Source organism: Roseivivax isoporae LMG 25204 (assembly GCF_000521865.1).
Lineage (GTDB): Bacteria > Pseudomonadota > Alphaproteobacteria > Rhodobacterales > Rhodobacteraceae > Roseivivax > Roseivivax isoporae.
Map to the genome: position 1 here is coordinate 1 of NZ_JAME01000041.1, position 24,603 is coordinate 24,603.

The window sequence follows — 24,603 nt, forward strand, 5'->3', positions numbered from 1 at the left end:
ACAGGCGCCGCGGACCGCAGGGCCTCAGGCGGTCAGTCCCTCGGGCTCCGGCAGGCCGTTCGCCCGGCAGCACGCGGTCGTCGTGTTGGCCAGGAGGCAGGCGATGGTCATCGGCCCGACTCCGCCCGGCACCGGCGTGATCGCGCCCGCCACCGCCGCGCAGCTGTCGTAGTCGCAATCGCCCACGAGCCGGGTCTTGCCGTCTCCCGCATCCACCCGGTTGATGCCCACGTCGATCACCGTGGCGCCGGGCTTGATCCAGTCGCCGGTCACCATGCCGGGCCGGCCCACCGCCGCCACCACGATGTCGGCGCGTCGCACCACCGCGGCCAGGTCCCGCGTGCGCGAATGGGCGATGGTGACGGTGCAGCTGTCCCCGAGCAGGAGCTGCGCCATGGGCTTGCCGACGATGTTCGAACGACCCACCACCACCGCGTCGAGGCCCGAAAGGCTGCCCAGATGGTCGCGCAGCAGCATCAGGCAGCCGAGCGGCGTGCAGGGGACCATGCTCTTCTGCCCGGTCCCGAGCAGCCCCACATTCGAGACGTGGAAGCCGTCCACGTCCTTCGCCGGGTCGATCGCGTTGATCACCAGATCCGAATCGATGTGCGCGGGCAGCGGCAGCTGCACGAGGATGCCGTGCACCGCCGGGTCCGCGTTGAGCTGCCCGACGAGCGCCAGCAGGTCCTCCTGCCGGGTGTCGGCCTCGAGCCGGTGCTCGTAGGAATTCATTCCCGCCTCGACCGTCTGCTTGCCCTTCGAGCGCACGTAGACCTGGCTCGCGGGATCCTCGCCCACCAGCACGACGGCGAGCCCCGGCGTGATCCCGTGATCCGCCTTGAGCCGGCTCACGTGCCCGGCCACCTCTCCGCGCACCCGCGCGGCGAAGGCCTTGCCGTCGATGATCGTTGCGGGCATGGCGCGCCCTCCTTCTTCTTCTTGGTCCAAATATCCCCGCCGGAGGCAGGAGCCGCGCAGGCGGCGACCGGGCGGTCGGGGGCTCGATGCCCCTGACCGCCCGCACCCGTCAGGGCCGGCGGCTCAGAACAGGCCCTCGATCTGCCCCTGGGCGTTCAGCCGGATGCTCTCGGCCGAGGGCACCCGCGGCAGGCCCGGCATGGTCATGATCTCGCCGCAGATGGCGACGACGAAGCCCGCGCCGGCCGAGAGCCGCACCTCGCGCACGGGCAGATCGAACCCCTCGGGCGCGCCGCGCGCGCCGGGATCGGTCGAGAACGAGTACTGGGTCTTGGCCATGCAGACGGGCAGGGCGCCGTAGCCCTGCGCCTCCCAGTCCTTGAGCTGCGCGCGCACCCTCGCGTCGGCGGTGACGCTGCCCGCGCGGTAGATGCGCTTCGCCACGGTCTCGATCTTCTCCATGAGGCCCATCTCGTCGGGATAGAGCGTCCGGAAGGCCGAGGTTCCTGCGTCGGCGATCTCGGCCACGCGCGCGGCCATCTCGGTCATGCCCTTCGAGCCCTCGGCCCAGTGCCGGCATAGGATCGCCTCCGCGCCTTGCGCGGCCACGTAGGCGCGCACGGCCGCGATCTCGGCCTCGGTGTCGCCGGCGAAATGGTTGATGCCCACCACCACCGGCACGCCGAACCCCTTCACGTTCTCGATGTGCCGCCCGAGATTGGCGCAGCCCGCCTCGACCGCGGCCACGTTCTCGGCGCCGAGGTCGGCCTTGGCGACGCCGCCGTTCATCTTCATCGCCCGCACCGTCGCCACGACCACCACGCAATCGGGAGCGAGGCCGGCCTTTCGGCACTTGATGTTCATGAACTTCTCGGCGCCGAGATCGGCGCCGAAGCCCGCCTCGGTCACCACGTAGTCGGCGAGCTTCAGCGCGGTGCGCGTGGCGATGACCGAATTGCAGCCATGCGCGATGTTGGCGAAGGGCCCGCCGTGCACGAAGGCCGGATTGTTCTCGAGCGTCTGCACGAGGTTCGGCTGCATCGCGTCCTTCAGGAGCACCGTCATCGCCCCGTCGGCCTTGAGGTCGCGGGCGAAGACCGGGGTCTTGTCGCGCCGGTAGGCCGCGATCATCGCGCCGAGCCGCTCCTGCAGGTCGGCGAGGTCGCGTGCGAGGCAGAGGATCGCCATGACCTCGGAGGCCACCGTGATGTCGAAGCCCGCCTCGCGCGGGAAGCCGTTGGCGACGCCGCCCAGCGAGGCGGTGATCTGCCGCAGCGCGCGATCGTTCATGTCGAGGACGCGCCGCCAGGTCACGCGCCGGACGTCGATGTCCTGCTCGTTGCCCCAGTAGACGTGGTTGTCGATCATCGCCGCGAGCAGGTTGTGCGCCGAGGTGATCGCGTGGAAGTCGCCGGTGAAGTGGAGGTTCATCTCCTCCATCGGCACGACCTGGGCGTAGCCGCCGCCGGCGGCGCCGCCCTTCATGCCGAAGTTGGGGCCGAGCGAGGCCTCGCGGATGCAGATGCAGGCCTTCCTGCCGATGGCGTTCAGACCGTCGCCGAGCCCCACCGTGGTCGTGGTCTTGCCCTCGCCCGCGGGGGTCGGGTTGATCGCGGTCACGAGGATCAGCTTGCCGTCGGGGCGGTCGGCGAGGCTGTCGATGAAGGCCTGGCTGACCTTCGCCTTGTCGTGGCCGTAGGGCAGCAGGTGCTCGCTGGCGATGCCGAGCGTCTCGCCGATCTCCTGGATCGGGCGCTTGCGTGCCGCGCGGGCGATCTCGATATCCGTCTTGAAGGCCATGGACCCCTCCCCTGCACTGTCGTCGCGCGCATCAAGCATCTTTCTGCCCGACCCGACAATGCGCGAAGCGCGCGTTCTGCCCCGGCGGGCGACACTTTCCATCCGGCCGGGCGCGCGGGCCTACCCGTTCCGGCGGGAGAGGCGCCCGCGGCCCGTGCCGAGGTGCGGGCGATGCCGCGGCGCGGCGGAAGAATACGGAAGAATACCGTGACAGGCCCGCGGCTTGGGGCCAGTTAGGAAGATGGTCTAGCTGGCGTGACGGGGGTGTGCCTGCGATCTTGCGCGGAGGAGGATCATGAACTTGCAGGTGCAGGACATGGGGGGCGCGGCCGTTGCGGACACGACGGCGGAGGTTCGCGTTTTCCTCGTCGAGCCGAACCCGCTGGTCGTCTCCGCGCTCGGGCTCTGCTTCGAGCGCGACCGCAGGTTCCGGCTCTGCGCGAGCACGCCGAGCGGCGCGGCTCTTCTGGATACGCGGACCGGCAGCTTCGACGTCGCGGTGCTGTCGTGGCAGAGCGCGGACCTGGGCGCGGCCGAGGTGCTGCGCGCGTGGCGCGCGGCCGGGCGCAGCGAACCGGTGACCGTCTTCTCGAACAACCGCGACCTCGGCACCGTGCGGCAATCCGTCAGGCTCGGTGCGCAGGGCTACTGCTACCAGTTCGACGATCCCTCGGTCCTGTTCGACACGCTGCACGCGGTGGCCAACGGGCGCATCTGCGTGCCCTTCATCGACGTCACCGCGATCAACGACACGCCGCTCGCCGGTCTGACCGTGCGCGAGCGCGAGCTTCTCGAGGTGCTGGCGCGCGGCTGGACCAACCAGCAGATCGCGAACCGCACCGGCATCTCGGAGAACACGGTGAAATATCACCTGAAGAACCTCTACGAGAAGCTCGGCGTGCGCAACCGGGCCATGGCGGTCGCCATCTGGTCGCGCGAGATGGACGGCTGACCGCCGTTCGCCGCCGCGCGCCTGAACCCTCTTCCATCCTCTCTCCCGTGATCCCTGTATCGCGCCCCGCCGCGCGCGGATCCGCGTGCCCGTCCGCAGAGGGCCCGCGTGTCTGTTCGGGTAGGACCCGCCCACCCCGGGGCGCGCGAATCCTATCCGCGTGTGTGTGGTGGAAAATGTCGCCGCTGCCATCCTTGGCACAACGATGTTTCGCATCCCGAGGAGGATCCCGCCCATGCCCGGCTACAAGCATCTCTTCATTCCCGGCCCGACCAACATCCCCGAGGAGGTCCGCATGGCGATGAACGTCGCGATGCAGGACATGCGGGCGCCGGATTTCCCGAACCTGACGAAGCCGATCTTCGAGAAGGTGCAGAAGGTGTTCCGCAACACCACGGGCCGCGTCTTCCTCTACCCGTCCTCGGGCACGGGGGCGTGGGAGGCGGCGATCCAGAACACGCTGTCGCCGGGCGACAAGGTCCTGATGAGCCGATTCGGCCAGTTCTCGAACCTCTGGGTCGACATGGCGCAGCGGCTTGGCCTCGACGTCGACGTGATCGACTGCGCATGGGGCGAGGGCGTCCCGGTCGAGGCCTACGCCGAGAAGCTCAAGGCCGACAAGACGCACGACTACAAGGCGGTGTTCGCCACCCACAACGAGACCGCGACCGGCGTGACCTCGGACATCGCCGGCGTGCGGCGCGCGCTCGACGACGCGAACCACCCGGCGCTCCTGATGGTCGACGGCGTTTCCTCGGTGGGCTCGATCCCCTTCGACCAGGACGCGCTCGGCGTCGACTGCTGCGTCTCGGGCAGCCAGAAGGGCTTCATGCTGCCTGCGGGTCTCGGGATCCTGTCGGTCAGCAAGTGGGCGCTCGAGGCGCACAAGACGTCGGAGTACGGGCGCTGCTTCTTCTCGTTCGAGGACATGATCAAGACGAACGACGCGGGCTATTTCCCCTACACGCCGGCGACGCAGCTGCTGCGCGGGCTCGACGTCGCCTGCGACATGATCCTCGACGAGGGGCTCGAAGCCGTCTGGGCGCGCCACCACCGGCTGGCCGAAGGCGTGCGCCGCGCCGTCGATGCCTGGGGGCTCAAGCTCTGCGCGAAGGAGCCGAAGTGGCATTCGGACACCGTCAGCGCCATCGTGGTGCCGGAGGACAAGGATGCGCGCGACGTCATCTCGACCGCCTACACGAAGTACAACACCTCCCTCGGCACCGGGCTCGACCGCGTGATGGGCAAGGTGTTCCGCATCGGGCATCTCGGCTGGCTGAACGAGGGCATGGTCTGCACCGCGCTCTCCTCGGCCGAGATGGCGATGATCGATTGCGGCTTCGACATCACCGCGGGGTCGGGCGTCGGGGTGGCGATCCGGCATTTCACCGAGACGCCGGCGCCCGCGCTCAAGCTCGCGGCGGAGTGAGGGCACCATGAGCCATACCGTCCACGGCCCCCGTGCGGCCCGCCTGCAACGCTCGACGCTGGCGGTGCCGGCGTCGAACCCCACCATGATCGAGAAGGCGGCCGACAGCGCTGCAGACGTGGTGTTCCTCGACCTCGAGGACGCGGTGGCGCCGAACGACAAGGAACAGGCGCGGAAGAACGCCATCCAGGCGCTGAACGACATCGACTGGAAGGCGAAGAACAAGATCACCAGCGTCCGTATCAACGGGCTCGACACCCATTACATGTACCGCGACGTGGTCGACGTGATGGAGCAGGCGGGCCGGTTCCTCGACATCGTGCTGATCCCCAAGGTGGGGCTGCCCGCGGACGTCTACATGGTCGAGGCGATGCTGAACCAGATCGAGATGGCCATGGGCTACGAGCGCAAGGTCGGCATCGAGGCGCTGATCGAGACGCCGCTCGGGATGGCGAATGTCGAGGCGATCGCGGCGGCGCCGTCGCGGCTCGAGGCGATGCATTTCGGCGTCGCCGACTACGCGGCCTTCCACAAGGCGCGCACGGTCAACATCGGCGGGCTGAACCCGAATTACCCCGGCGACCAGTGGCACGCGGCGCTGTCGCGCATGACGACCGCCTGTCGCGCCTACGGGCTGCGGCCCATCGACGGGCCCTTCGGCGACTTTTCGGACCCCGACGGCTTCCGCGACGCCTGCAAGCGGGGCGCGGCGCTCGGGATCGAGGGCAAGTGGGCGATCCATCCGAGCCAGATCGCGCTTGCCAACGACGAGTTCTCGCCGACCCCGGCGGAGGTCGACCGCGCCGAGAAGATCATCGCCGCGCTCAGGGAGGCCGCTGCGCAGGGCAGGGGCGCCGCAAGCCTCGACGGCAAGATGATCGACGCCGCATCCGAGAAGATGGCCCGGAACGTGCTCGCCGTGCAGGAAACCCTGCGCGCGCGGGCAGCCTGAGCCCGCCACGCCGAACCTGAGGGAGGAGCCCCATGGATATCCACGAATACCAGGCCAAGGACCTGCTGGTGACGCGGGGCATCCGCGTGCCGCGCGGCGGTCTCGCCTATTCGCCCGAGCAGGCGGCCTACCGCGCGACCGAACTGGGCGGCGACGCCTGGGTGGTCAAGGCGCAGGTCCATTCCGGCGCCCGCGGCAAGGCCGGCGGAATCATCATGTGCCGCTCCGACAAGGAGGTGGAGGAGGCCGCCGACAAGCTGCTCGGCGCACGCCTCGTGACAAAGCAGACCGACGGCCGGGGCAAGCTCGTCTCCCGCGTCTATGTCGAGGAGACGGTCCCGATCGACCGCGAACTCTACCTTGGCTTCGTGCTCGACCGGAAGGAGGAGCGCATCATGATCGTCGCCTCCAGCCAGGGCGGCATGGACATCGAGGAGATCTCGGAGAAGGAGCCCGACAGCATCGTGCGCGCGTCGGTCGACCCGGGAGCGGGCATGATGCAGTTCCAGGCGCGCGAGATCGCCTTCGGACTCGGGCTCGACGGCGCCCTCATCGCCAAGGCGGTGCAGACGATCATGGGCTGCTACCGCGTCTTCCGCGACTTCGACGCCTCGATGCTCGAGATCAATCCGCTCGTTGTGTCCAAGGACGATCTGCTCGCGCTCGACTGCAAGATGAGCTTCGACGAGAACGCCGTGTTCCGCCGGCCCGAACTTTCCGAGCTGCGCGACAAGAGCCAGGAGGATCCGCGCGAGACCTTCGCGTCCGATCGCGGGCTCAGCTATGTCGGCCTTGACGGCAACATCGGCTGCATCATCAACGGCGCCGGCCTCGCCATGGCGACCCTCGACATGATCAAGATCGCCGGCGGCGAGCCCGCGAACTTCCTCGACATCGGCGGCGGCGCCTCGCCGGAGCGGGTGGCGAAGTCGTTCCGCGCGGTGCTGAAGGATCCCAAGGTCGAGGTGATCCTCGTGAACATCTTCGCCGGCATCAACCGCTGCGACTGGGTGGCCGAGGGTGTCGTCAAGGCCATCGAGGAGGTGGGCGTGCCCGTGCCGCTGGTCGTGCGCCTGTCCGGCACAAAGGTCGCGGAAGGCCGCCGCATCCTCGCCGAACGCGCGCCGTCGGTGATCGTCGCCGACACGCTCAAGGACGCCGCGGACAAGGCCGTGTCGGCCTGGAAAAGCACCCGCAAGGCCGCCTGAGGAGGAGCCCCATGTCCATTCTCATCGACAAGAGCACCAAGGTCATCATCCAGGGCTTCACCGGCCGCATCGGCAATTTCCACGCCGGCGAGATGATGGAATACGGCACCACCCTCGTGGGCGGCGTGACGCCCGGCAAGGGCGGGCAGATGCATCTCGGAAAGCCGGTCTTCAACACCGTGAAGGGCGCGGTGGAGGAAACCGGCGCGGATGCCTCGATCATCTTCGTGCCGCCGCCCTTCGCCGCCGACGCGATCATGGAGGCGGCGGATGCCGGCATCCGCTACTGCGTCTGCATCACCGACGGCATCCCCGCGCAGGACATGATGCGGGTGAAACGCTACATGCGCCGCTACCGCGCCGAGAACCGCATGCGGCTGACCGGACCGAACTGCGCCGGCACCATCTCGCCGGGCAAGGCGATGCTCGGGATCATGCCGGGCCACATCTACACGCCGGGCCGGGTCGGCGTGGTGGGCCGTTCGGGCACGCTCGGCTACGAGGCGGCGAGCCAGATGCAGGCGCACGGCATCGGCATCTCGACCTCGGTCGGCATCGGCGGCGACCCGATCAACGGGTCGTCCTTCAAGGACATCCTGATGCTGTTCGAGGAGGATCCCGAGACCGACGCCGTGGTGATGATCGGCGAGATCGGCGGCCCGCAGGAGGCCGAGGCGGCCCAGTGGGCGCGCGAGCACATGAAGAAGCCGCTCATGGCCTATGTCGCGGGACTGTCCGCGCCGAAGGGCAAGAAGATGGGCCATGCCGGGGCCATCGTGCAGGCCTTCGGCGAGAGTGCGCAGGAGAAGGTGGAAATCATCCGCGAGGCGGGTCATACCATCATCCCGAACCCTGCCGCGTTCGGCGAGACGGTCGAGGCGGTGCTCACCGGCAAGAAGGTGGCGGCCTGAATGGCGAAAGCGAAGATCCTCGTCACGCGCAAATGGCCGGAAGCCGTCGAAAGACGGCTTTCGCGCGATTACGACGCGACGCTCAATTCCGACGACACCCCGATGACCACCGAGGAGATCGGCGCGGCCCTCGACGCGTACGACGCGGTCTGTCCGACCGTGTCCGACCGGCTGCCCGGCGCGATCTTCACCGGCGGGCACCGCGCGAAGATCCTCGGCAATTTCGGCGTGGGCTTCAACCACATCGACATCGCCGCGGCGCAGGGGGCCGGCCTCACCGTCACGAACACGCCGCACGTCCTGACCGACTGCACCGCGGACTGCGCGATCACGCTCATGCTCATGCTCGCGCGGCGCGCGGGCGAGGGCGAGCGGGAGTTGCGCGCGGGCAGGTGGACCGGCTGGCGGCCGACGCACATGATGGGCACCCGCCTGCGCGGCAAGACGCTCGGCATCGTGGGCATGGGCCGCATCGGCATCGCGACGGCGCGCCGCGCGCAGGCGGCCTTCGGGATGAGGGTGGTCTACTACAACCTCGTCGACGTGCCTGCCGAGGCGCTCGACGGGCTCGACGCCACGCGGCTCGACACGATCGAGGCGGTGCTCGAGGCGGCGGACGTGGTGTCGTTGCACGTGCCGGGCGGCGGCGACAACACCCATCTCATGAACGCCGAGCGGCTTGCGCTGATCGGTCCCGCGGGCATGCTCGTGAACACCGCGCGCGGCGACGTGGTGGACCAGTCGGCGCTGATCTCGGCGCTCGAGGGCGGGCGGCTCGGCGGTGCCGGGCTCGACGTCTACGAGGGCGAGCCGGCGGTGCCGGACGCGCTCATCGCGCGCGACGACGTGGTGCTGCTTCCGCATCTCGGATCGGCCACCACCGAGACGCGCGAGGACATGGGCAACATGGTCGCCGACAACCTCGACGCCTTCTTTGCCGGAAAGCCGGTGCCGAACCCGGTCGGCTGAGCGTCCGAAGGGCCGCGGGCGCGGCCCTTCCCCCACATCCCCGATGGTCGAATCGCGCACGTGCTGCTAAGTCTTGTGGCATGAACGACCATAGTCGCAATATCCATGCCGCCCCCCGGCCGGTCATCCGCCAACTGGACGATGCCGCGATCAACCGGATCGCCGCCGGCGAGGTGGTGGAGCGTCCCGCCTCCGCGGTCAAGGAACTGGTGGAGAACGCCATCGACGCCGGCGCCCGGCGCATCGCCATCGACATCGCGGACGGGGGCAAGACGCTGATCCGCGTCACCGACGACGGCTGCGGCATGACGGCCGAGGACCTGCCGCAGGCGCTGGCCCGGCACGCGACGTCCAAGATCGACGGGTCGGACCTGCTCGACATCCGGTCGTTCGGCTTTCGCGGCGAGGCGCTGCCGTCGCTTGGCGCCGTCGGCCGGCTGACCATCCAGAGCCGCGCGGAGGGGTCCGACGCGGCAGAGATCGCCGTGGCCGCCGGCATCGTGAGCCCGGCGAAGCCCTGCGCGCTGACCCGCGGCACCGTCGTCACCCTACGCGACCTCTTCTACGCGACGCCCGCGCGGCTCAAGTTCCTGCGGACGGACCGCGCGGAATCGCAGGCCATCGGCGAGGTGGTGCGCAGGCTCGCCATGGCCGAACCCGCGGTGGGCTTCACGCTGCGCGATGTCTCGGGCGGGGGAGAGGGGCGGGTGACGTTCCGGGCCGAGCCGCTGTCGGGCGACCTCTTCGCCGCGCTCGAGGAACGGCTCGGGCAGGTCATGGGCCGCGATTTCGTCCAGAACGCGCTGCCGCTCGATGCCGAACGGGACGGGGTGCGGCTGACCGGGCTCGCGGCGCTGCCCACCTATTCCCGCGGCTCGGCGGTGGCGCAGCACCTCTTCGTCAACGGTCGGCCGGTACGGGACCGGATGCTGCTCGGCGCGCTGCGCGCGGCCTATCGCGACGTCCTGCCCCGCGACCGCCACCCCGCCGCGGCGCTGTTCCTCGACTGCGCACCCGAACGGGTCGACGTGAACGTGCATCCCGCGAAGTCCGAGGTGCGGTTCCGCGATGCGGGCACCGTGCGGGGCCTCATCGTGTCGGGCCTGCGCCACGCGCTGGCCGGGGCGGGCCATCGCGCGGCGACGACCGTCGCGGGTGTGGCGCTGGGCGCCGCCCGGCCGGAACCCGTGGCCCCGCGCGTCTACCAGATGGACCGCCCGTCGCCGGCGGCCCGCGCGGCGGTCTACACCGCGCAGGCGCCGGGATTTGCCGAGATGCAGGACGCCTGGAGCGCCCGCGCCGTCGAGCCCGCGGCCGAGCCCGCACCGGCCGACCCCGCGCCCGCGCCGCAGGAGACGCATCCTCTGGGGGCGGCGCGCGGGCAGGTGCACGGCACCTACATCATCGCGCAGACCACCGACGGCATGGTCATCGTCGACCAGCACGCCGCGCACGAGCGGCTGGTCTACGAACGCCTCAAGCGGCAGATGGACGACAGTGGCATCGCGGCGCAGGCGCTGCTCATCCCCGAGATCGTGTCGCTGTCGAACGGCGACCGGGCGCTGCTGCTCGAGGCCGCGGACGATCTCGCGCGGCTCGGGCTCGGGATCGAGCCCTTCGGCGGCGACGCCGTGGCGGTGCACGAGACGCCCGCGCTCCTGGGCGAGGTCGACGCCGAGGCGCTGCTGCGCGACGTGCTCGACGAGCTGTCCGACGGCGGCACGTCGGAGCTGGTCCGCGAACGGCTCGATGCCATCCTGTCGCGCGTCGCCTGCCACGGTTCCGTGCGCGCCGGCCGCCAGATGCGCGCCGAGGAAATGAACGCGCTCCTGCGCGAGATGGAGGCGACGCCGCGGTCCGGCCAGTGCAATCACGGGCGACCCACCTGGGTCGAGCTGCGCCTGTCCGACATCGAGAAGCTGTTCGGCCGCACATGATCGCCGAGGTCCTGACGCGGCTCGAGGCGGGTGATCCCGCGACCCTCGCCGCGGCGGCCGGCGCCGTCGCGGTCCTGGTCGTCGTCCTGATGCTGTGGGTTGCGCTCGCGCGCGCCGGCAGGTCGGCCCGCGCGGCCGAGGCGCTCGGGCGGCACCTCGTGCGGCTCGGGCAGGACGTGCAGTCGCTGGGCCAGGGCCAGGCGCAGCTCGCCGGCAGCCTGCAGACCGTGTCGGACACCGCGTCGCAGGCGCAGCTGCGCGTCCTGCAGACCGTGGAGACGCGCCTGTCCGAGGTGCAGCGCCAGATGGGCGAACGGCTGGCCGACGGGCAGGTGCGGCAGGCGCGGACGATGGCCGACCTGCAGGAAAAGATGAACGAGGTCCTGACCGGGCAGGCCGAGCGTACCGCCACCTCGCTGACGCAGCTGCAGGAACGCCTGCAGGTCATCGACCGCGCGCAGGACAACATCACCCGGCTTTCGGGGGACGTGCTGTCGCTGCAGGACATCCTGTCGAACAAGCAGACACGCGGCGCCTTCGGGGAAATCCAGCTCACCGACATCGTGTCGAAGGCGCTGCCCTCGGACAGCTACACGCTGCAGGCGACGCTCTCGAACGGCCGGCGGGCCGATTGCCTGATCCACCTGCCGAAGCCGCCCGGTCCGATCGCGGTCGACGCGAAGTTCCCGCTCGAGGGGTTCGAGGCGCTGCGCCGCGCCGAGACGCAGGACCAGCAGGCGCGCGCCGCGCAGCAGTTCCGCCTGAGCCTGCGCAAGCACATCCGCGACATCGCCGAGCGCTACATCCTCGAGGGAGAGACCGCGGACGGCGCGATCCTCTTCCTGCCGTCCGAGGCGATCTACGCCGAGCTGCACGCGTCCTTTCCGGACGTGGTGCGCGAGGGATTCGCGGCGCGGGTCTGGATCGTGTCGCCGACGACCTGCATGGCGACCCTCAACACCATGCGTGCCATCCTCAAGGACGCGCGCATGCGCGAGCAGGCGGGCGCGATCCGGCGCGAGCTCGGGCTGCTCTACGCCGATGTCGACCGGCTGGGCACGCGGGTCGAGAACCTCGACCGCCATTTCGGCCAGGCGGCGCGGGACATCGCCGAGATCCGCGTGAGCGCCGAGAAGGCCGGCCGCAGGGCGCGGCGGCTCGACAACTTCGATTTCGAGGAGATCGGGCCGGCGGAGGCCGAGGCGCCCTCGCTCGGCGCGGCGGAATAGGCGCCGGTCGCCGCCGCGCGAGAACATTTTTGCTTTTCTTCCGGCGGGCAACACGTTCAACCTGAAGGCTACGGCGCTGCGCGGCACGCGCGGTCCGAGGTGCAGGGTCGACGCCGCCCCAGATGCGCGCGGCCCGGCAAGGGAGGAGATGCGCGTGACCGCACACGCTGAAGGTGGAAGATTTGTTCAACGTTGAACTATCCGGCTTGCAGGTTACGCATGCCGGATATTCGCGCGGTTGCCTATTTCCAGTGCTTCCGGCGTGCTACCGCCTGCACGGACGCGGCAATGCCGTCGCGACTTGCAGCTTCGGCGCCGAGGACGCATGGATCTGCAGGAAATCGTTCAAGGCTAAACGGCTTTTGGGCCGCCGCACCGAGTTCTAGGGAGAGGGCTGATGAAAGATACCCCGAACGACATCGATCCGGTCGAATCGCAGGAATGGCAGGAGGCGATCGAGGACGTCATCCTGCGCGACGGTCCCGACCGGGCGCACTTCCTGCTCGACAAGGCGGTGCAGCAGGCGCGCGCGGCGGGGGCCCGGCTGCCCTTCTCCGCGACGACGCCATACCAGAACACGATCTCGCCCGATGACGAGGTCGACGTGCCGGGCGACTACGGCATGGAATGGCGCATCCGCACCATCAATCGCTGGAACGCCATGGCGACCGTGGTGCGCGCCAACAAGTCGACCGACGGCATCGGCGGCCACATCGCATCCTTCGCATCGTCGGCGGCGCTCTACGACGTCGGGCTCAACCATTTCTGGCGTGCGCGCTCGACCATGCACGGGGGCGACCTCGTCTTCTTCCAGGGCCACGTGGTGCCCGGCATCTATGCGCGCTCCTTCATGGAGGGGCGGCTTTCCGAGGAGGACCTCCTGAGCTTCCGCCAGGAAGTGAACGGCAAGGGCCTGTCCTCGTACCCGCATCCCTGGCTCATGCCGGATTACTGGCAGTTCCCGACCGTCTCGATGGGCCTCGGCCCGATGATGGCGATCTACCAGGCGCGGTTCATGAAGTACCTGCACAATCGCGGGCTCATCGATGCCGGCGACCGCAAGGTCTGGGCCTTCCTCGGCGACGGCGAGATGGACGAGCCCGAAAGCCTCGGCGCCATCAACCTCGCCGCGCGCGAGGGCCTCGACAACCTCGTCTTCGTGGTCAACTGCAACCTGCAGCGGCTCGACGGGCCGGTGCGCGGCAACGGCAAGATCGTCCAGGAACTCGAGGGCGCGTTCCGCGGCTCGGGCTGGGAGGTCATCAAGCTGCTGTGGGGCCGCGGGTGGGACGACCTGCTCGAGCGCGACACTTCGGGCAAGCTGCGCCAGCTCATGGACGAGACCATCGACGGCGACTACCAGACCTTCAAGTCGAAGGACGGCGCCTATATCCGCGAGCATTTCTTCGGCAAGTATCCCGAGACCGCGAAGCTGGTCGAGGACTGGACCGACGACGAGATCTGGAGCCTGCGCCGCGGCGGCCACGACATCAAGAAGGTCTACAACGCCTACCGCCGCGCCACGCAGGCCGACGGCCAGCCCACCTGCATCCTCGTCAAGACGGTGAAGGGCTACGGCATGGGCACGGCCGGCGAGGGCCAGAACATCGCCCACCAGTCGAAGAAGATGCAGGTCGACCAGCTCAAGGCGATGCGCGACCGCTTCAAGATCCCGATCGACGACGCGGATCTCGACAAGGTGCCCTTCGTCACGCTGAACAACGCGCAGAAATCCTACCTGACCGAGCGCCGCAAGGAGCTGGGGGGCGAGTTCCCCAAGCGCCATTCCGAGGCGCCGAAGCTCGACGTGCCGGCGCTCGACAAGTTCAAGGGCCAGCTCGAATCCACCGGCGAGCGCGAGATCTCGACCACGATGGCGTTCGTGCGGATCCTCACGACGCTCCTGCGCGACAAGACGATCGGCAAGTACGTGGTGCCGATCGTCCCGGACGAGAGCCGGACCTTCGGCATGGAGGGCCTGTTCCGGTCGGCCGGCATCTACAACCCGCTGGGGCAGAACTACACGCCCCAGGACGCCGACCAGATGATGTTCTACAAGGAATCGAAGGACGGCCAGGTCCTTCAGGAGGGCATCAACGAGGCCGGATCGATGGCCGACTGGATCGCCGCCGCGACGAGCTACTCGACGCACGGCGTGCCGATGATCCCGTTCTACATCTTCTACTCGATGTTCGGCTTCCAGCGGATCGGCGACTTTGCCTGGGCCGCCGGGGACAGCCGCGCGCGCGGCTTCCTGCTCGGCGGCACCGCTGGGCGCACCACGCTCAACGGCGAGGGCCTGCAGCACGAGGACGGCCACAGCCATGTTCTGGCCAGCACCATCCCGAACTGCATCAGCTATGATCCGACCTTCAGCTACGAGGTCGCGGTGATCGTGCAGCACGGCCTCAAGCGGATGTATCAGGACCAGGAAGACGTCTACTTCTACCTGACCCTGATGAACGAGAACTATGCCCATCCCGAGATGCCCACCGGCGCCGAGGAGGGCATCATCCGCGGCCTGCACCGCATCCAGAAGACCTCGCGCCCGGGCAAGAAGCACGTGAACCTCATCGGGTCGGGCACGATCCTCATGCAGGCGATCCGCGCGGCCGAGATGCTGAAGGACGATTTCGGCATCTCGTCGGACATCTGGTCGGCCACGAGCTTCAACGAGCTGGCGCGGGACGGGCAGGATGCGCTGCGCCACAACCGCCTGAACCCGCTCGCCGAGGAGCGCGTGCCTTACGTGACGCAGCAGCTGCAGAACGCAAAGGGCCCGGTGATCGCCGCGACCGACTACATGAAGAACTACGCCGAGCAGATCCGGGCCTTCGTCCCGGGCCGCTACACCGTGCTCGGGACCGACGGCTACGGCCGGTCGGACAGCCGCGAGAACCTGCGCCGCTTCTTCGAGGTGGACGCGAACCACATCGCCGCCGCGGCGATGGTGGATCTCTTCCGCGAGGGCGCCGTGTCCGAGAAGGACGTCGAGGCCGCACTCAAGAAATACGACATCGACGGCGGCAAGCCGAACCCGCGCCTGAGCTGACGCGACCGAGGGAGTGAGTTGAGACTATGACGACAGACGTGAAAGTGCCCGACATCGGCGACTTCAAGGACGTTCCGGTGATCTCGATCCTGGTGAGCGTCGGCGACACGGTGGCCGAAGAGGACCCGCTGATCGAGCTTGAAAGCGACAAGGCGACGATGGAGGTTCCGTCCTCCGCCGCCGGCAAGGTGGTGGAGATCAAGGTCAGCGAGGGCGACAAGGTGTCCGAGGGCGACCTGATCCTCGTGGTCGAGGCCGCCGACGGCGGGTCGGAAGAGCCGAAGAAGGACGAGCCGAAGGCCAAGGAGGAAGCCAAGGCCGAGCCGTCCGAGCCGGCCGCCACGCAATCCTCGAGCCCGGCGCCCGCACAGGCGGCGGCCCCGGTGACGGATGCGGGCTTTTCCCGCGTCCATGCCTCTCCGTCGGTGCGCGCCTATGCGCGCCGGGTCGAGGTCGACCTCAACACGGTGAACGGTACGGGCCGCAAGGGCCGCATCCTGCGCGAGGACATCGAGAAGGCGCTCAAGGCCAAGTCCGCGCCCGCGGCCGCGGCCGGCGGCGGCGCGGTGTCGGGCGGCATGGGCATCCCGCCGATCCCCGCGGTCGACTTCTCGAAGTTCGGCCCCGTGGAAGAGGTCGAGATGTCCCGGATCAAGAAGCTCTCGGGGCCGGCCCTGCACCGCTCTTGGCTCAACATCCCGCACGTCACCCACAACGAGGACGCGGACATCACCGAGCTCGACAAGTACCGCAAGGAGCTCGACACGATGGCGAAGGAGGAGGGCTACCGCGTCACGCTCCTGTCCTTCGTGGTCAAGGCCTGCGTCTCTGCGCTCAAGAAGCACTGGGAGTTCAACTCGTCGATCCATCCCGATGGCGACAAGCTGATCAAGAAGGACTATTACAACATCGGCTTTGCCGCCGACACGCCGAACGGCCTGATGGTCCCCGTGATCAAGGACGCCGACCGCAAGGGCATCGTCGAGATCTCGAAGGATCTGGGCGAGCTGTCCAAGGCGGCACGCGACGGCAAGCTGAAGTCCGCGGACATGCAGGGCGCGACCTTCACCATCTCGTCGCTGGGCGGGATCGGCGGGACGTCCTTCACGCCCATCGTGAACGCGCCCGAGGTGGCGATCCTCGGCCTTACCCGCTCGGCGATGAAGCCCGTGTGGAACGGCACCGAGTTCGAGCCGCGCAACATGCTGCCCATGTCGCTCAGCTACGACCACCGGGCGATCGACGGCGCGCTCGCCGCGCGCTTCGCCGCCCATCTGAAATACCTGCTGGCGGACGCGCGCCGGCTCATGCTGTGAGGTGACGATCATGGATGTGAAAGTCCCCGATATCGGTGATTTCAAGGACGTGCCCGTCGTCTCGGTGCTGGTCAGCGTCGGTGACACGGTCGAGAAGGAAGACCCGCTGATCGAGCTCGAGAGCGACAAGGCGACCATGGAGGTTCCCTCCTCGGCCGCCGGCAAGATCACGGAGATCAAGGTCAAGGAAGGCGACAGGCTGTCCGAGGGCGACGTGATCCTCGTGCTCGAGGGCGCGGAGGAGGGCGACGCCCCCGCCGCCCCAGACGACGCGGGGTCCGCCGCGTCCGAGAAGAGCGGCGGCAAGGATGCCGGCGGCTACGGCGACCGCGGCACGTCGGGGCCTGCCAAGGCCGCGCCGGCGGCGGTCGAGGCCACCGGCGGCGACGGCGGCCAGGGCGATGTGCACGGCGAGGTGGTCGTGCTGGGTTCCGGCCCCGGCGGCTATTCGGCGGCCTTCCGCGCCGCGGATCTCGGCAAGAAGGTCGTGATGATCGAGCGCAACTCGACCCTCGGCGGCGTCTGCCTGAACGTGGGCTGCATCCCGTCGAAGGCGCTGTTGCACGTGGCCAAGGTCATCACCGAGGCCGACGAGATGGGCGCGCACGGCATCGCCTTCGGCAAGCCCAAGATCGACCTCGACGAGCTTCGCGACTTCAAGGACGGCGTCGTGGGCAAGCTGGCCGGCGGGCTCGACGGGCTCGCCAAGGGCCGCAAGGTCCAGGTCGTGCGCGGGGTCGGCAAGTTCACCGGCCCGAACATGATCGCGGTCGAGGGGCCGGAGGGCACCACCAGGGTCAGCTTCGACCAGTGCATCATCGCGGCCGGGTCGGAACCGGTCGAGCTGCCCTTCATCCCGCACGACGACCCGCGGGTCGTGGATTCGACCGGCGCGCTCGAGCTTCTGGACATTCCCAAGCGGATGCTGGTGCTGGGCGGCGGGATCATCGGGCTCGAGATGGCCTGCGTCTACGACGCGCTCGGATCGAAGATCACGGTGGTCGAGCTCATGGACCAGATCATCCCGGGCGCCGACAAGGACCTCGTGAAGCCGCTGATGAACCGCATCAAGGGCCGCTACGAGAACATCTTCCTCAAGACGAAGGTGACCGGCATGGAGGCCCAGAAGAAGGGTCTCAAGGTCACGTTCGAGGACGACAAGGGCGAAACCTTCACCGACACCTTCGACAAGGTGCTCGTGGCGGTCGGCCGCAAGCCCAACGGCAAGCTGATCGACGCCGAGAAGGCCGGTGTCGCGGTGGACGAGCGCGGCTTCATCGCGGTGGACGCGTTCCAGCGCACCGGGCAGAGCCACATCTACGCCATCGGCGACGTGGTGGGGCAGCCCATGCTGGCGCACAAGGCGGTGCACGAGGGCAAGGTCGCGGCCGAGGTCGCGGCGGGAGAAAAGCGCGCCTTCGACGCGCGGGTGATCCCGTCGGTCGCCTACACCGATCCCGAGGTCGCCTGGTGCGGCCTGACCGAGGAGCAGGCCAAGGCGCAGGGCATCAAGGTCGAGAAGGGCGTGTTCCCCTGGGCCGCGTCCGGCCGGTCGCTGTCGAACGGCCGGTCCGAGGGCATGACCAAGCTTCTCTTCGATCCCGAGGACGACCGGGTCGTGGGCGGGGCCATCGTCGGCACCAACGCGGGCGACCTGATCTCGGAGGTGGCGCTGGCGATCGAGATGGGCGCCGACGCGGTCGATCTCGGCCACACGATCCACCCCCACCCGACGCTGTCGGAGACGGTGAACTTCGCCGCCGAGATGTTCGAGGGCACCATCACCGACCTCATGCCGCCGAAGAAGAAAAAGGCGCACTGACCTCTGCCGCGCCATGGAAAAGGGGCTGTCGCGGTGACCCGCGGCAGCCCCTTTCTCGTGCGCGCAAGGCGCGCGTCAGATCTTGAGGAAGGGTTGCGCGAGGCGCGGCAGCAGGCCCTTGAAGCGCAGCCGCGCATCGGTCGCAGCGAGGCAGATGCAGTCGCCCGAGATGTCGGCGACCGGCATGTGGTCGTCGTCCTCGGTCGCGATCTCGACATCGCCGCGCGCGAACCGGCCGTGTGCGTCCGAAAAGGCCCCCTGCAGGACCAGCGTGATCTCCATGCCGCGGTGCCCGTGATCCGGCATCGCCGCGCCGGCCGGGATGTAGAGCAGCCGCGCCTCGCAGCTGCCGGCGGTCTTGAGGATCGCCTGCCGGACGCCCATGCCGACGCCGCGCCACGGGATGTCCTCGACGCCGCCGCCCACGTAGTCGACGAGCGGCGCGGGCAGGATGGCGTCCGTCTTGATCGGCCGGGCGGGCGCCGGGTCCGGCGCCTCGCCGCGGATGCGCGCGAGCGTCGCCTCGAGGCAATCGCCGGAGACCCGGCTCTCGGGGCAGGTGTCGAGCACGGCGGCGCCGAGCGCGTCGTAGCTTTCGGCGGTCGCGCGGCATTCGTCGCACAGCGACAGGTGGCAGGCGACGGCCAGGTCGAACGCCTCGGGCAGGGTGCCCGCGGCATAGGCCATCAGCAGGGGTTCGGTCAGGTGATGCGCGATCATGTCAGGGCTCTCACGTCATGGCGTGGCGCAAGCGGTCGAGCGCCAGTCGGATCCGGGATTTGATCGTGCCGAGCGGGAGACCCGTCTCGGTCGCGATCTCGGAATGGCTCAGATCGCCGAAATACGCCTTCTCGATCAGGTGGCGTTGTTTCTCGGGCAGCTTCGCGAGCGCAACGGCGAGGCGTTCCGCGTCCTGCTGCATGCCGAGCGCCTCGGCGGGTTCGGGATCGTTCTCGGGCCCCCAGGGCAGGTCCTCGGGTTCGGGGCGGCGGTGCTTGCGGATCATGTCGATCCGCTTGTTTCGCGCGATCGTGAAGATCCACGTGGACGCGCTGGCGCGGGACGGGTCGAACAGGTGCGCCTTGCGCCATACGGTCGAGAAGACCTCCTGCACGACTTCCTCGGCCAGCGTCGCATCCGCACCCGACCGCATGAGGAATGCCTTGATGCGGGGGGCGAAATGCTCGAAGAGCGCAACGAAGGCGGCTTCGCTGCGGCTCGTGCGGATATCGTGGATGCGCTGGGCCCAGATGGCCGGATCCGCCTCGGACGTCATCGATGCAGACACGCCCGTCCGCACCCGCGACGGGCCCGGCGCGGAGGCGACCGGGTCCACGAACGGGGTGTCGGGTTCGAAGTCGTCGAAGTTTTCCACATCGCGGAACATGCCTGACATACGACGCACCACCGTGACCGGATCAATCTTCACGGAAGGTGGATCATTTTCATCCAACGTCACGTGCATTCCGTAACAAGTTCAAGATCCGACGGGAGAATACCAGTTCATGCCATTCGAAATCATGCCGTCACGGCCACGCCGCATCGCCGTGATCGGCGGTGGCGTCTCGGGCCTCGGCGCCGCGCACTACCTCTGCGACGATCACCACGTCACGCTGTTCGAGGCCGAGCCGCGCCTGGGCGGTCACGCGCGCACCCGCCTGTCCGGCCGCAACGGCGACCTGCCGGTCGACACCGGCTTCATCGTCTTCAACCGGGCGAACTATCCCCAGCTCGTGCGGCTCTTCGAGCGTCTGGACGTGCCGGTGGTGACCTCCGACATGAGCTTTGCCGCAAGCCTGCGCGGCGGGGCGCTGGAATACGGGCTCGCGAGCCTCGGCGCGCTCTTCGCGCAGCGCAAGAACGTGGTCGATCCGCGCTTCCTGCGCATGGTGCGTGACATCATGCGCTTCAACGCGCGCGCCGTCGGCGCGGTCAAGGACCGCTCGCAGAGCCTCGGCGACTTCCTCGACGTGCTGCGCATGGGACCGTGGTTCCGCGACTACTACCTCCTGCCGCTCTCGGGGGCGATCTGGTCGACGCCGACGGAAAAGGTGCTCGACTTCCCGGCCCACGCGCTGATCCGGTTCTTCGAGAACCACGCGCTGCTCGGGGTCTACGGCCAGCACCAGTGGTACACCGTCGACGGCGGGTCCGAGCAGTACGTGCGCCGGCTGACCGAGGACCTCTCGCGGCGCGGGGTGGACCTGCGCGCGGGCGCGCCCGTCGATGCGGTGCGCCGCGTGCCGGGCGGCGTCGAGGTCAAGGCACGGGGCGGCGACTGGGAGGATTACGACGAGGTGGTCCTTGCCACCCATTCCGACGACAGTCTCGCGATGCTGTCCGACGCCTCGCCCGACGAGGCGCGGATCCTCGGCGCGGTCCGATACCAGCCGAACCGGGTCGTTCTGCACCGCGACGCGTCGGTGATGCCGCGGCGGCGGGTCTGCTGGTCCTCGTGGAACTACACCGAGGACGGCGTGAAGACCATGAACCGGATCGACATGACCTACTGGATGAACTCGCTGCAGCCGCTGCCCAAGGACGACAACGTGTTCGTCACGCTGAACACCACGCGGCCGATCCGCGAGGAACTGATCGACGACGAGACCGTGCTGCGCCATCCCGTCTACGACATCGGCGCGCTCGAGGCGCAGGAGGAGATGGGCCGCCGGAACGGAACCGCCCACACCTGGTTCTGCGGGGCATGGATGAAGAACGGTTTCCACGAGGACGGCCTGTCCAGCGCCTGGGACGTGGCCGAGGCGATCCGCCTGCGCGCGGGAAGCGCCGCGGCGGCATGACGGCGGGCGTCGAGCATATCGCGGGCCACACGTGGCACGGCCGGAAGGGCGCGGTGAAGAACGCGTTCCGGTACGGCATCGACTACGTGCTGCTCGACGCCGAGGCGCCGATCCGCGGCCCACGGTTGTTCTCCCGGAACGGCTGCAACGTCGCCGCGCTGCGCGACCGCGACCATGGCGGCGCACCGGGTCAGGGCGCCGGGCCCGCCTGGGCGCGCGCGGTCCTCGCCGAACACCAGGTGCGGGCCGAGGGAAAGCTCCTGCTCCTGGCGCAGCCGCGCATCCTCGGCCACATCTTCAATCCCGTTAGCTTCTGGCTGGCGCATGACCGCGATGGCGCGCTGACGGCGGTGATCGCGGAGGTGACGAACACCTATGGCGACCGGCATTCCTACCTCTGCAGCAAGGGTGACGGATCGGCCATCGGCCCCGAGGACGACCTGCACGCGCGCAAGATCTTCCACGTCTCGCCCTTCCAGCCGGTCGAGGGCGGATATGTCTTCCGGTTCGACATCCGCCCCGATCACGTGGGCATCCGCATCGATTACGACCGCACGGAGGGAGGGCTCGTGGCCACGCTGACCGGGCGCCGCCGTCCCCTGACGGATGCCGGGCTCCTTCGGGCGCTCCTGCGCCGGCCGTTCGGGTCGCGGCGGGTCCTTGCGCTGATCCACTGGCAGGCGCTCAGGTTGTGGTGGAAGGGCGCGCGGTTCCGCACGCGCCCCGAGCCCCCGGCGCGGGAAGTTTCGTGAGCGCCATCGCCGACAGCCCGCGCGCGGGCACCGGGCGCGTCGGCGGTCTGCCGGGCTACGCGGTTTTCGCGGGCGTCCTGTCCGCCGCGGGCCTGCCCATCTACATCCACGCGCCGAAGTTCTACGCCGACACCTATTCCGTGAGCCTTGCCGCCATGGGAACGCTTCTCGCGGTGCTGCGGCTTCTCGACGTGGTGCAGGATCCGCTGCTGGGCCGGCTGGCCGAGGCGCTGCGCCACCGGCGCGCGGCCTCCGTCGCCGTTGGGGGCACGGTGATGGCGGCGGGCATGGTCGGCCTTTTCGCGGTCACGCCGCCCGTGGCGCCGATCCTGTGGTTCGGGGTCACGTTGACGCTGGTCTTCTCGGCGTTCAGCTTCCTCACCATCACCTTCTATGCCCGCGGCGTCGCCAAGGCGCGCGGGCTCGGGACGCACGGGCATCTGAGGCTCGCGCGCTGGCGCGAGACCGGTGCGCTTCTCGGCGTCTGCATCGCGGCGGTGCTGCCGAACGCGCTCGGCGCGGCGGGCCTGCCGCCCTTCGCGGGCTTCGCCGTCGCCTTCGCGCTCGCCGCCGCGGTCGCGATCTGGTTCATGCGCGGCGAATGGGGGGCGGACGGGACGCCCGACAGCGCGGGCTTCGGCCCGGTCCTGCGCGACCCGGTGGCACGGCGGCTGCTGCTCGTGGCGCTGGCGAACGCCGCGCCGGTGGCGGTGTCGTCGACCCTGTTCCTGTTCTTCGTGGAAAGCGTCCTGCAGGCGGCGGGATGGGAGGGGCCCCTGCTCCTGCTGTTCTTTCTCGCAGCGGCGGCGTCGGCACCGGCCTGGGGCGCCATCGCGGAACGCACCGGCGCCAAGCGCGCGCTGCTCGCCGCCATGGTGCTGGCGATCCTGTCCTTCGGGTTCGCCCTGACGCTCGGCGCGGGCGACATCTGGGCCTTCGCGCTCATCTGCGTCGCGTCGGGCGCGGCGGTCGGTGCCGACCTGACGCTCCTGCCCGCGATGTTCGCGCGGCGGATGGCGGACGTCGCGCCCAATGCGAGCGAGGGCTTCTCGCTCTGGTCCTTCGCGCAGAAGGTGTCGCTGGCCTTTGCCGCAGCGGCGTTGCTGCCGCTCCTCGAGGCGGCGGGGTTCTCGTCGGGCCGGGACAATTCCGAGGGCGCGCTGCGGGTGCTGAGCCTGCTCTACGCGCTCGTGCCCTGCCTGCTCAAGCTCGTGGCCATCGCCATCCTCTCCACGACACCGATCAAGGAGTCCTGACATGTCCGTGCTCGTCGGCATCCTGTCCGCGGTCGCGACCATCGCGCTCTTTACCGCCGCGCGCTATCGCTACGCGTCGTTCGCCGCGCAGCGACCCGCCGATTATGCCGAGGACAGCCCGGTCTTCGACCTGCGCACGCACCTGTCGGGCCCCATCCTTTGCGAAGGGGTGGTCTACGGGCCGCTCGGGCGCGTCGCCTCGCGCTTCGTCGGGCATTTCGATGCCCGCTGGGACGGCAATCGCGGGGTGATGACCGAACATTTCATCTACGACAGCGGCGAGACGCAGGACCGCGAATGGCGGCTGACCTTGCACACCGACGGCCGGATCGAGGCGCTGGCCGACGACGTTCCGGGCGAGGGCCGGGGCTGGCAGACAGGGCCGACGGTGCAGCTCTGCTACAAGCTGCGGCTCGACGGCAGCGCTGGGGGCCACGTGCTCGACGCGGTCGACTGGATGTACCTCGCGCCCAACGGAACAATCGTCAACCGCAGCCAGTTTCGGAAGTTCGGGATCAAGGTCGCCGAACTGGTGGCGACGATGCGACGCGCGGAGGCGGCATGAGACAGCTCGACGGAAAACGCTACTGGCTGATCGGCGCCTCGGACGGGCTCGGCGCCGCGCTTGCCCGGCGGCTGAGCGCCGAGGGCGTGTCGCTCGTCCTGTCCGCGCGGAGCCGCGACAAGCTCGAGGAGCTCGCGGCGTCGCTGCCCGGTCCGGCCGAGGTCGTGACGATCGACGTGAGCGACCGCGAGTCCGTGTCCGAGGCGGCGAGCGCGGCGGGCGACATCGACGGCGTCGTGTTCCTCGCCGGGGTCTACTGGCCGTTCGGCGCGACCGAATGGGACGCGGAGCACGCCGAGGCGATGGCCGACGTGAACTTCACCGGCGCGATGCGGGTCATGGGCGCGGTGGTGCCGGGGTTCGTCGCGCGCGATCGCGGCCATGTGGTGCTGACCGGGTCGCTCACGGGCTATCGCGGCCTTCCGGGGTCGGTCGCCTACACCGCGTCGAAGGCCGGGGTCATGTCCATGGCCGAATGCATGCATTGCGACCTGCGCAAGACAGGCGTCGACGTGCAGCTGGTCGCTCCGGGCTTCATCCGCACGCGGCTCACCGACAAGAACGATTTCCGCATGCCGCAGATCATGGAGCCCGACGCCGCCGCGAAGATCGTGTTCGACCACATGAAGACCGAGCGGTTCCAGCGCGCGTTCCCGCGGCCGTTCTCGTGGGCGCTGCGGGCCGGGCAGTTCCTGCCCGAGGGGCTGTACTACCGGATCTTCGGCTGAGACCCG

20 protein-coding genes are annotated in these 24,603 nt (G+C 69.2%); 16 read left to right on the forward strand and 4 right to left on the reverse strand.

Features of this window, described 5'->3' with window-relative positions; translation table 11 throughout:
* Positions 1-24: 24 nt before the first annotated feature.
* Positions 25-918: a bifunctional methylenetetrahydrofolate dehydrogenase/methenyltetrahydrofolate cyclohydrolase FolD gene (folD, locus tag RISW2_RS19655; protein WP_043774226.1), complete on the reverse strand. Its 894-nt coding sequence runs from the start codon at positions 916-918 to the stop codon at positions 25-27.
* Between the two features lie 123 nt (positions 919-1,041).
* A complete protein-coding gene (locus RISW2_RS19660; RefSeq protein ID WP_043774227.1) occupies positions 1,042-2,718 on the reverse strand; it encodes a formate--tetrahydrofolate ligase in 1,677 nt (558 codons plus the stop codon).
* Positions 2,719-3,013: 295 nt separating this feature from the next.
* Between RISW2_RS19660 and RISW2_RS19665 the strand changes: the two genes are divergently transcribed.
* The 11 genes from RISW2_RS19665 to lpdA all read left to right on the forward strand — a co-directional run bounded on the left by RISW2_RS19665 (position 3,014) and on the right by lpdA (position 18,495).
* Complete coding sequence (locus tag RISW2_RS19665; protein ID WP_084615479.1) at positions 3,014-3,670, forward strand: LuxR C-terminal-related transcriptional regulator; 657 nt, start codon at positions 3,014-3,016, stop codon at positions 3,668-3,670.
* Between the two features lie 235 nt (positions 3,671-3,905).
* Positions 3,906-5,099 carry an aminotransferase class V-fold PLP-dependent enzyme gene (locus tag RISW2_RS19670; protein WP_043774228.1) on the forward strand — a complete coding sequence of 398 codons (1,194 nt, stop codon included), beginning with the start codon at positions 3,906-3,908 and terminating at the stop codon, positions 5,097-5,099.
* 7 nt (positions 5,100-5,106) lie between these two features.
* Positions 5,107-6,051 (forward strand): HpcH/HpaI aldolase/citrate lyase family protein, encoded by a 945-nt coding sequence (locus tag RISW2_RS19675; protein ID WP_043774229.1) that lies wholly within the window; start codon positions 5,107-5,109, stop codon positions 6,049-6,051.
* A gap of 32 nt (positions 6,052-6,083) precedes the next feature.
* Entirely contained in the window at positions 6,084-7,259 is a 1,176-nt protein-coding gene (locus tag RISW2_RS19680; RefSeq protein ID WP_043774230.1) for a malate--CoA ligase subunit beta, read from the forward strand.
* 11 nt (positions 7,260-7,270) lie between these two features.
* On the forward strand, positions 7,271-8,170 hold the full coding sequence (gene sucD / locus RISW2_RS19685) for a succinate--CoA ligase subunit alpha (protein WP_043774231.1): 900 nt from the start codon (positions 7,271-7,273) through the stop codon (positions 8,168-8,170).
* On the forward strand, positions 8,171-9,139 hold the full coding sequence (locus tag RISW2_RS19690; RefSeq protein ID WP_043774232.1) for a 2-hydroxyacid dehydrogenase: 969 nt from the start codon (positions 8,171-8,173) through the stop codon (positions 9,137-9,139).
* An 80-nt stretch (positions 9,140-9,219) separates the two neighbouring features.
* Positions 9,220-11,076, forward strand: coding sequence for a DNA mismatch repair endonuclease MutL (gene mutL / locus RISW2_RS19695; protein WP_043774233.1), 1,857 nt, complete (start codon positions 9,220-9,222; stop codon positions 11,074-11,076).
* Positions 11,073-12,305 carry a DNA recombination protein RmuC gene (locus RISW2_RS19700; RefSeq protein ID WP_043774234.1) on the forward strand — a complete coding sequence of 411 codons (1,233 nt, stop codon included), beginning with the start codon at positions 11,073-11,075 and terminating at the stop codon, positions 12,303-12,305. The genes mutL and RISW2_RS19700 overlap by 4 nt, the downstream gene beginning before the upstream one ends.
* 397 nt (positions 12,306-12,702) lie before the next feature.
* Positions 12,703-15,357: a pyruvate dehydrogenase (acetyl-transferring), homodimeric type gene (gene aceE / locus RISW2_RS19705; protein WP_043774235.1), complete on the forward strand. Its 2,655-nt coding sequence runs from the start codon at positions 12,703-12,705 to the stop codon at positions 15,355-15,357.
* Positions 15,358-15,383: 26 nt separating this feature from the next.
* Positions 15,384-16,673, forward strand: coding sequence for a dihydrolipoyllysine-residue acetyltransferase (gene aceF, locus RISW2_RS19710; RefSeq protein ID WP_043774236.1), 1,290 nt, complete (start codon positions 15,384-15,386; stop codon positions 16,671-16,673).
* A gap of 10 nt (positions 16,674-16,683) precedes the next feature.
* Positions 16,684-18,495, forward strand: a complete 1,812-nt coding sequence (lpdA, locus tag RISW2_RS19715; RefSeq protein WP_211238724.1) for a dihydrolipoyl dehydrogenase — start codon at positions 16,684-16,686, stop codon at positions 18,493-18,495.
* 75 nt (positions 18,496-18,570) lie between these two features.
* Here lpdA and RISW2_RS19720 read toward each other — a convergent pair whose 3' ends face one another.
* A complete protein-coding gene (locus tag RISW2_RS19720) occupies positions 18,571-19,215 on the reverse strand; it encodes a ChrR family anti-sigma-E factor (protein ID WP_043774238.1) in 645 nt (214 codons plus the stop codon).
* A 10-nt stretch (positions 19,216-19,225) separates the two neighbouring features.
* Positions 19,226-19,771, reverse strand: coding sequence for a sigma-70 family RNA polymerase sigma factor (locus RISW2_RS19725; protein ID WP_043774250.1), 546 nt, complete (start codon positions 19,769-19,771; stop codon positions 19,226-19,228).
* Positions 19,772-20,000: 229 nt separating this feature from the next.
* On the opposite strand from RISW2_RS19725, the gene RISW2_RS19730 reads away from it, so the two are divergent.
* Genes RISW2_RS19730 through RISW2_RS19750 form a run of 5 tightly spaced genes read left to right on the forward strand, consistent with a single transcriptional unit; the run spans position 20,001 to position 24,597 of the window.
* Positions 20,001-21,296: an NAD(P)/FAD-dependent oxidoreductase gene (locus RISW2_RS19730; protein WP_043774239.1), complete on the forward strand. Its 1,296-nt coding sequence runs from the start codon at positions 20,001-20,003 to the stop codon at positions 21,294-21,296.
* Positions 21,293-22,048: a DUF1365 domain-containing protein gene (locus RISW2_RS19735; protein ID WP_043774240.1), complete on the forward strand. Its 756-nt coding sequence runs from the start codon at positions 21,293-21,295 to the stop codon at positions 22,046-22,048. Before RISW2_RS19730 ends, RISW2_RS19735 begins: the two co-directional genes overlap by 4 nt.
* Positions 22,045-23,304 carry an MFS transporter gene (locus tag RISW2_RS19740; protein WP_244437664.1) on the forward strand — a complete coding sequence of 420 codons (1,260 nt, stop codon included), beginning with the start codon at positions 22,045-22,047 and terminating at the stop codon, positions 23,302-23,304. The genes RISW2_RS19735 and RISW2_RS19740 overlap by 4 nt, the downstream gene beginning before the upstream one ends.
* A gap of 1 nt (position 23,305) precedes the next feature.
* A complete protein-coding gene (locus RISW2_RS19745) occupies positions 23,306-23,869 on the forward strand; it encodes a DUF3833 family protein (protein ID WP_043774241.1) in 564 nt (187 codons plus the stop codon).
* Entirely contained in the window at positions 23,866-24,597 is a 732-nt protein-coding gene (locus tag RISW2_RS19750) for an SDR family NAD(P)-dependent oxidoreductase (RefSeq protein ID WP_043774242.1), read from the forward strand. The genes RISW2_RS19745 and RISW2_RS19750 overlap by 4 nt, the downstream gene beginning before the upstream one ends.
* Positions 24,598-24,603 lie beyond the last annotated feature (6 nt).

Bases quoted from the DNA above. Each gene is read 5' to 3' on its own strand.
- RISW2_RS19745 (WP_043774241.1), top strand. From the start codon at position 23,306: ATGTCCGTGCTCGTCGGCATCCTGTCCGCGGTCGCGACCATCGCGCTC.
- folD (WP_043774226.1), bottom strand. From the start codon at position 918: ATGCCCGCAACGATCATCGACGGCAAGGCCTTCGCCGCGCGGGTGCGC.
- RISW2_RS19675 (WP_043774229.1), top strand. From the start codon at position 5,107: ATGAGCCATACCGTCCACGGCCCCCGTGCGGCCCGCCTGCAACGCTCG.
- RISW2_RS19730 (WP_043774239.1), top strand. From the start codon at position 20,001: ATGCCATTCGAAATCATGCCGTCACGGCCACGCCGCATCGCCGTGATC.
- RISW2_RS19670 (WP_043774228.1), top strand. From the start codon at position 3,906: ATGCCCGGCTACAAGCATCTCTTCATTCCCGGCCCGACCAACATCCCC.
- RISW2_RS19690 (WP_043774232.1), top strand. From the start codon at position 8,171: ATGGCGAAAGCGAAGATCCTCGTCACGCGCAAATGGCCGGAAGCCGTC.
- RISW2_RS19725 (WP_043774250.1), bottom strand. From the start codon at position 19,771: ATGACGTCCGAGGCGGATCCGGCCATCTGGGCCCAGCGCATCCACGAT.
- sucD (WP_043774231.1), top strand. From the start codon at position 7,271: ATGTCCATTCTCATCGACAAGAGCACCAAGGTCATCATCCAGGGCTTC.
- RISW2_RS19735 (WP_043774240.1), top strand. From the start codon at position 21,293: ATGACGGCGGGCGTCGAGCATATCGCGGGCCACACGTGGCACGGCCGG.
- lpdA (WP_211238724.1), top strand. From the start codon at position 16,684: ATGGATGTGAAAGTCCCCGATATCGGTGATTTCAAGGACGTGCCCGTC.
- RISW2_RS19750 (WP_043774242.1), top strand. From the start codon at position 23,866: ATGAGACAGCTCGACGGAAAACGCTACTGGCTGATCGGCGCCTCGGAC.
- mutL (WP_043774233.1), top strand. From the start codon at position 9,220: ATGAACGACCATAGTCGCAATATCCATGCCGCCCCCCGGCCGGTCATC.
- RISW2_RS19720 (WP_043774238.1), bottom strand. From the start codon at position 19,215: ATGATCGCGCATCACCTGACCGAACCCCTGCTGATGGCCTATGCCGCG.
- RISW2_RS19665 (WP_084615479.1), top strand. From the start codon at position 3,014: ATGAACTTGCAGGTGCAGGACATGGGGGGCGCGGCCGTTGCGGACACG.
- RISW2_RS19680 (WP_043774230.1), top strand. From the start codon at position 6,084: ATGGATATCCACGAATACCAGGCCAAGGACCTGCTGGTGACGCGGGGC.
- RISW2_RS19660 (WP_043774227.1), bottom strand. From the start codon at position 2,718: ATGGCCTTCAAGACGGATATCGAGATCGCCCGCGCGGCACGCAAGCGC.
- RISW2_RS19700 (WP_043774234.1), top strand. From the start codon at position 11,073: ATGATCGCCGAGGTCCTGACGCGGCTCGAGGCGGGTGATCCCGCGACC.
- aceE (WP_043774235.1), top strand. From the start codon at position 12,703: ATGAAAGATACCCCGAACGACATCGATCCGGTCGAATCGCAGGAATGG.
- aceF (WP_043774236.1), top strand. From the start codon at position 15,384: ATGACGACAGACGTGAAAGTGCCCGACATCGGCGACTTCAAGGACGTT.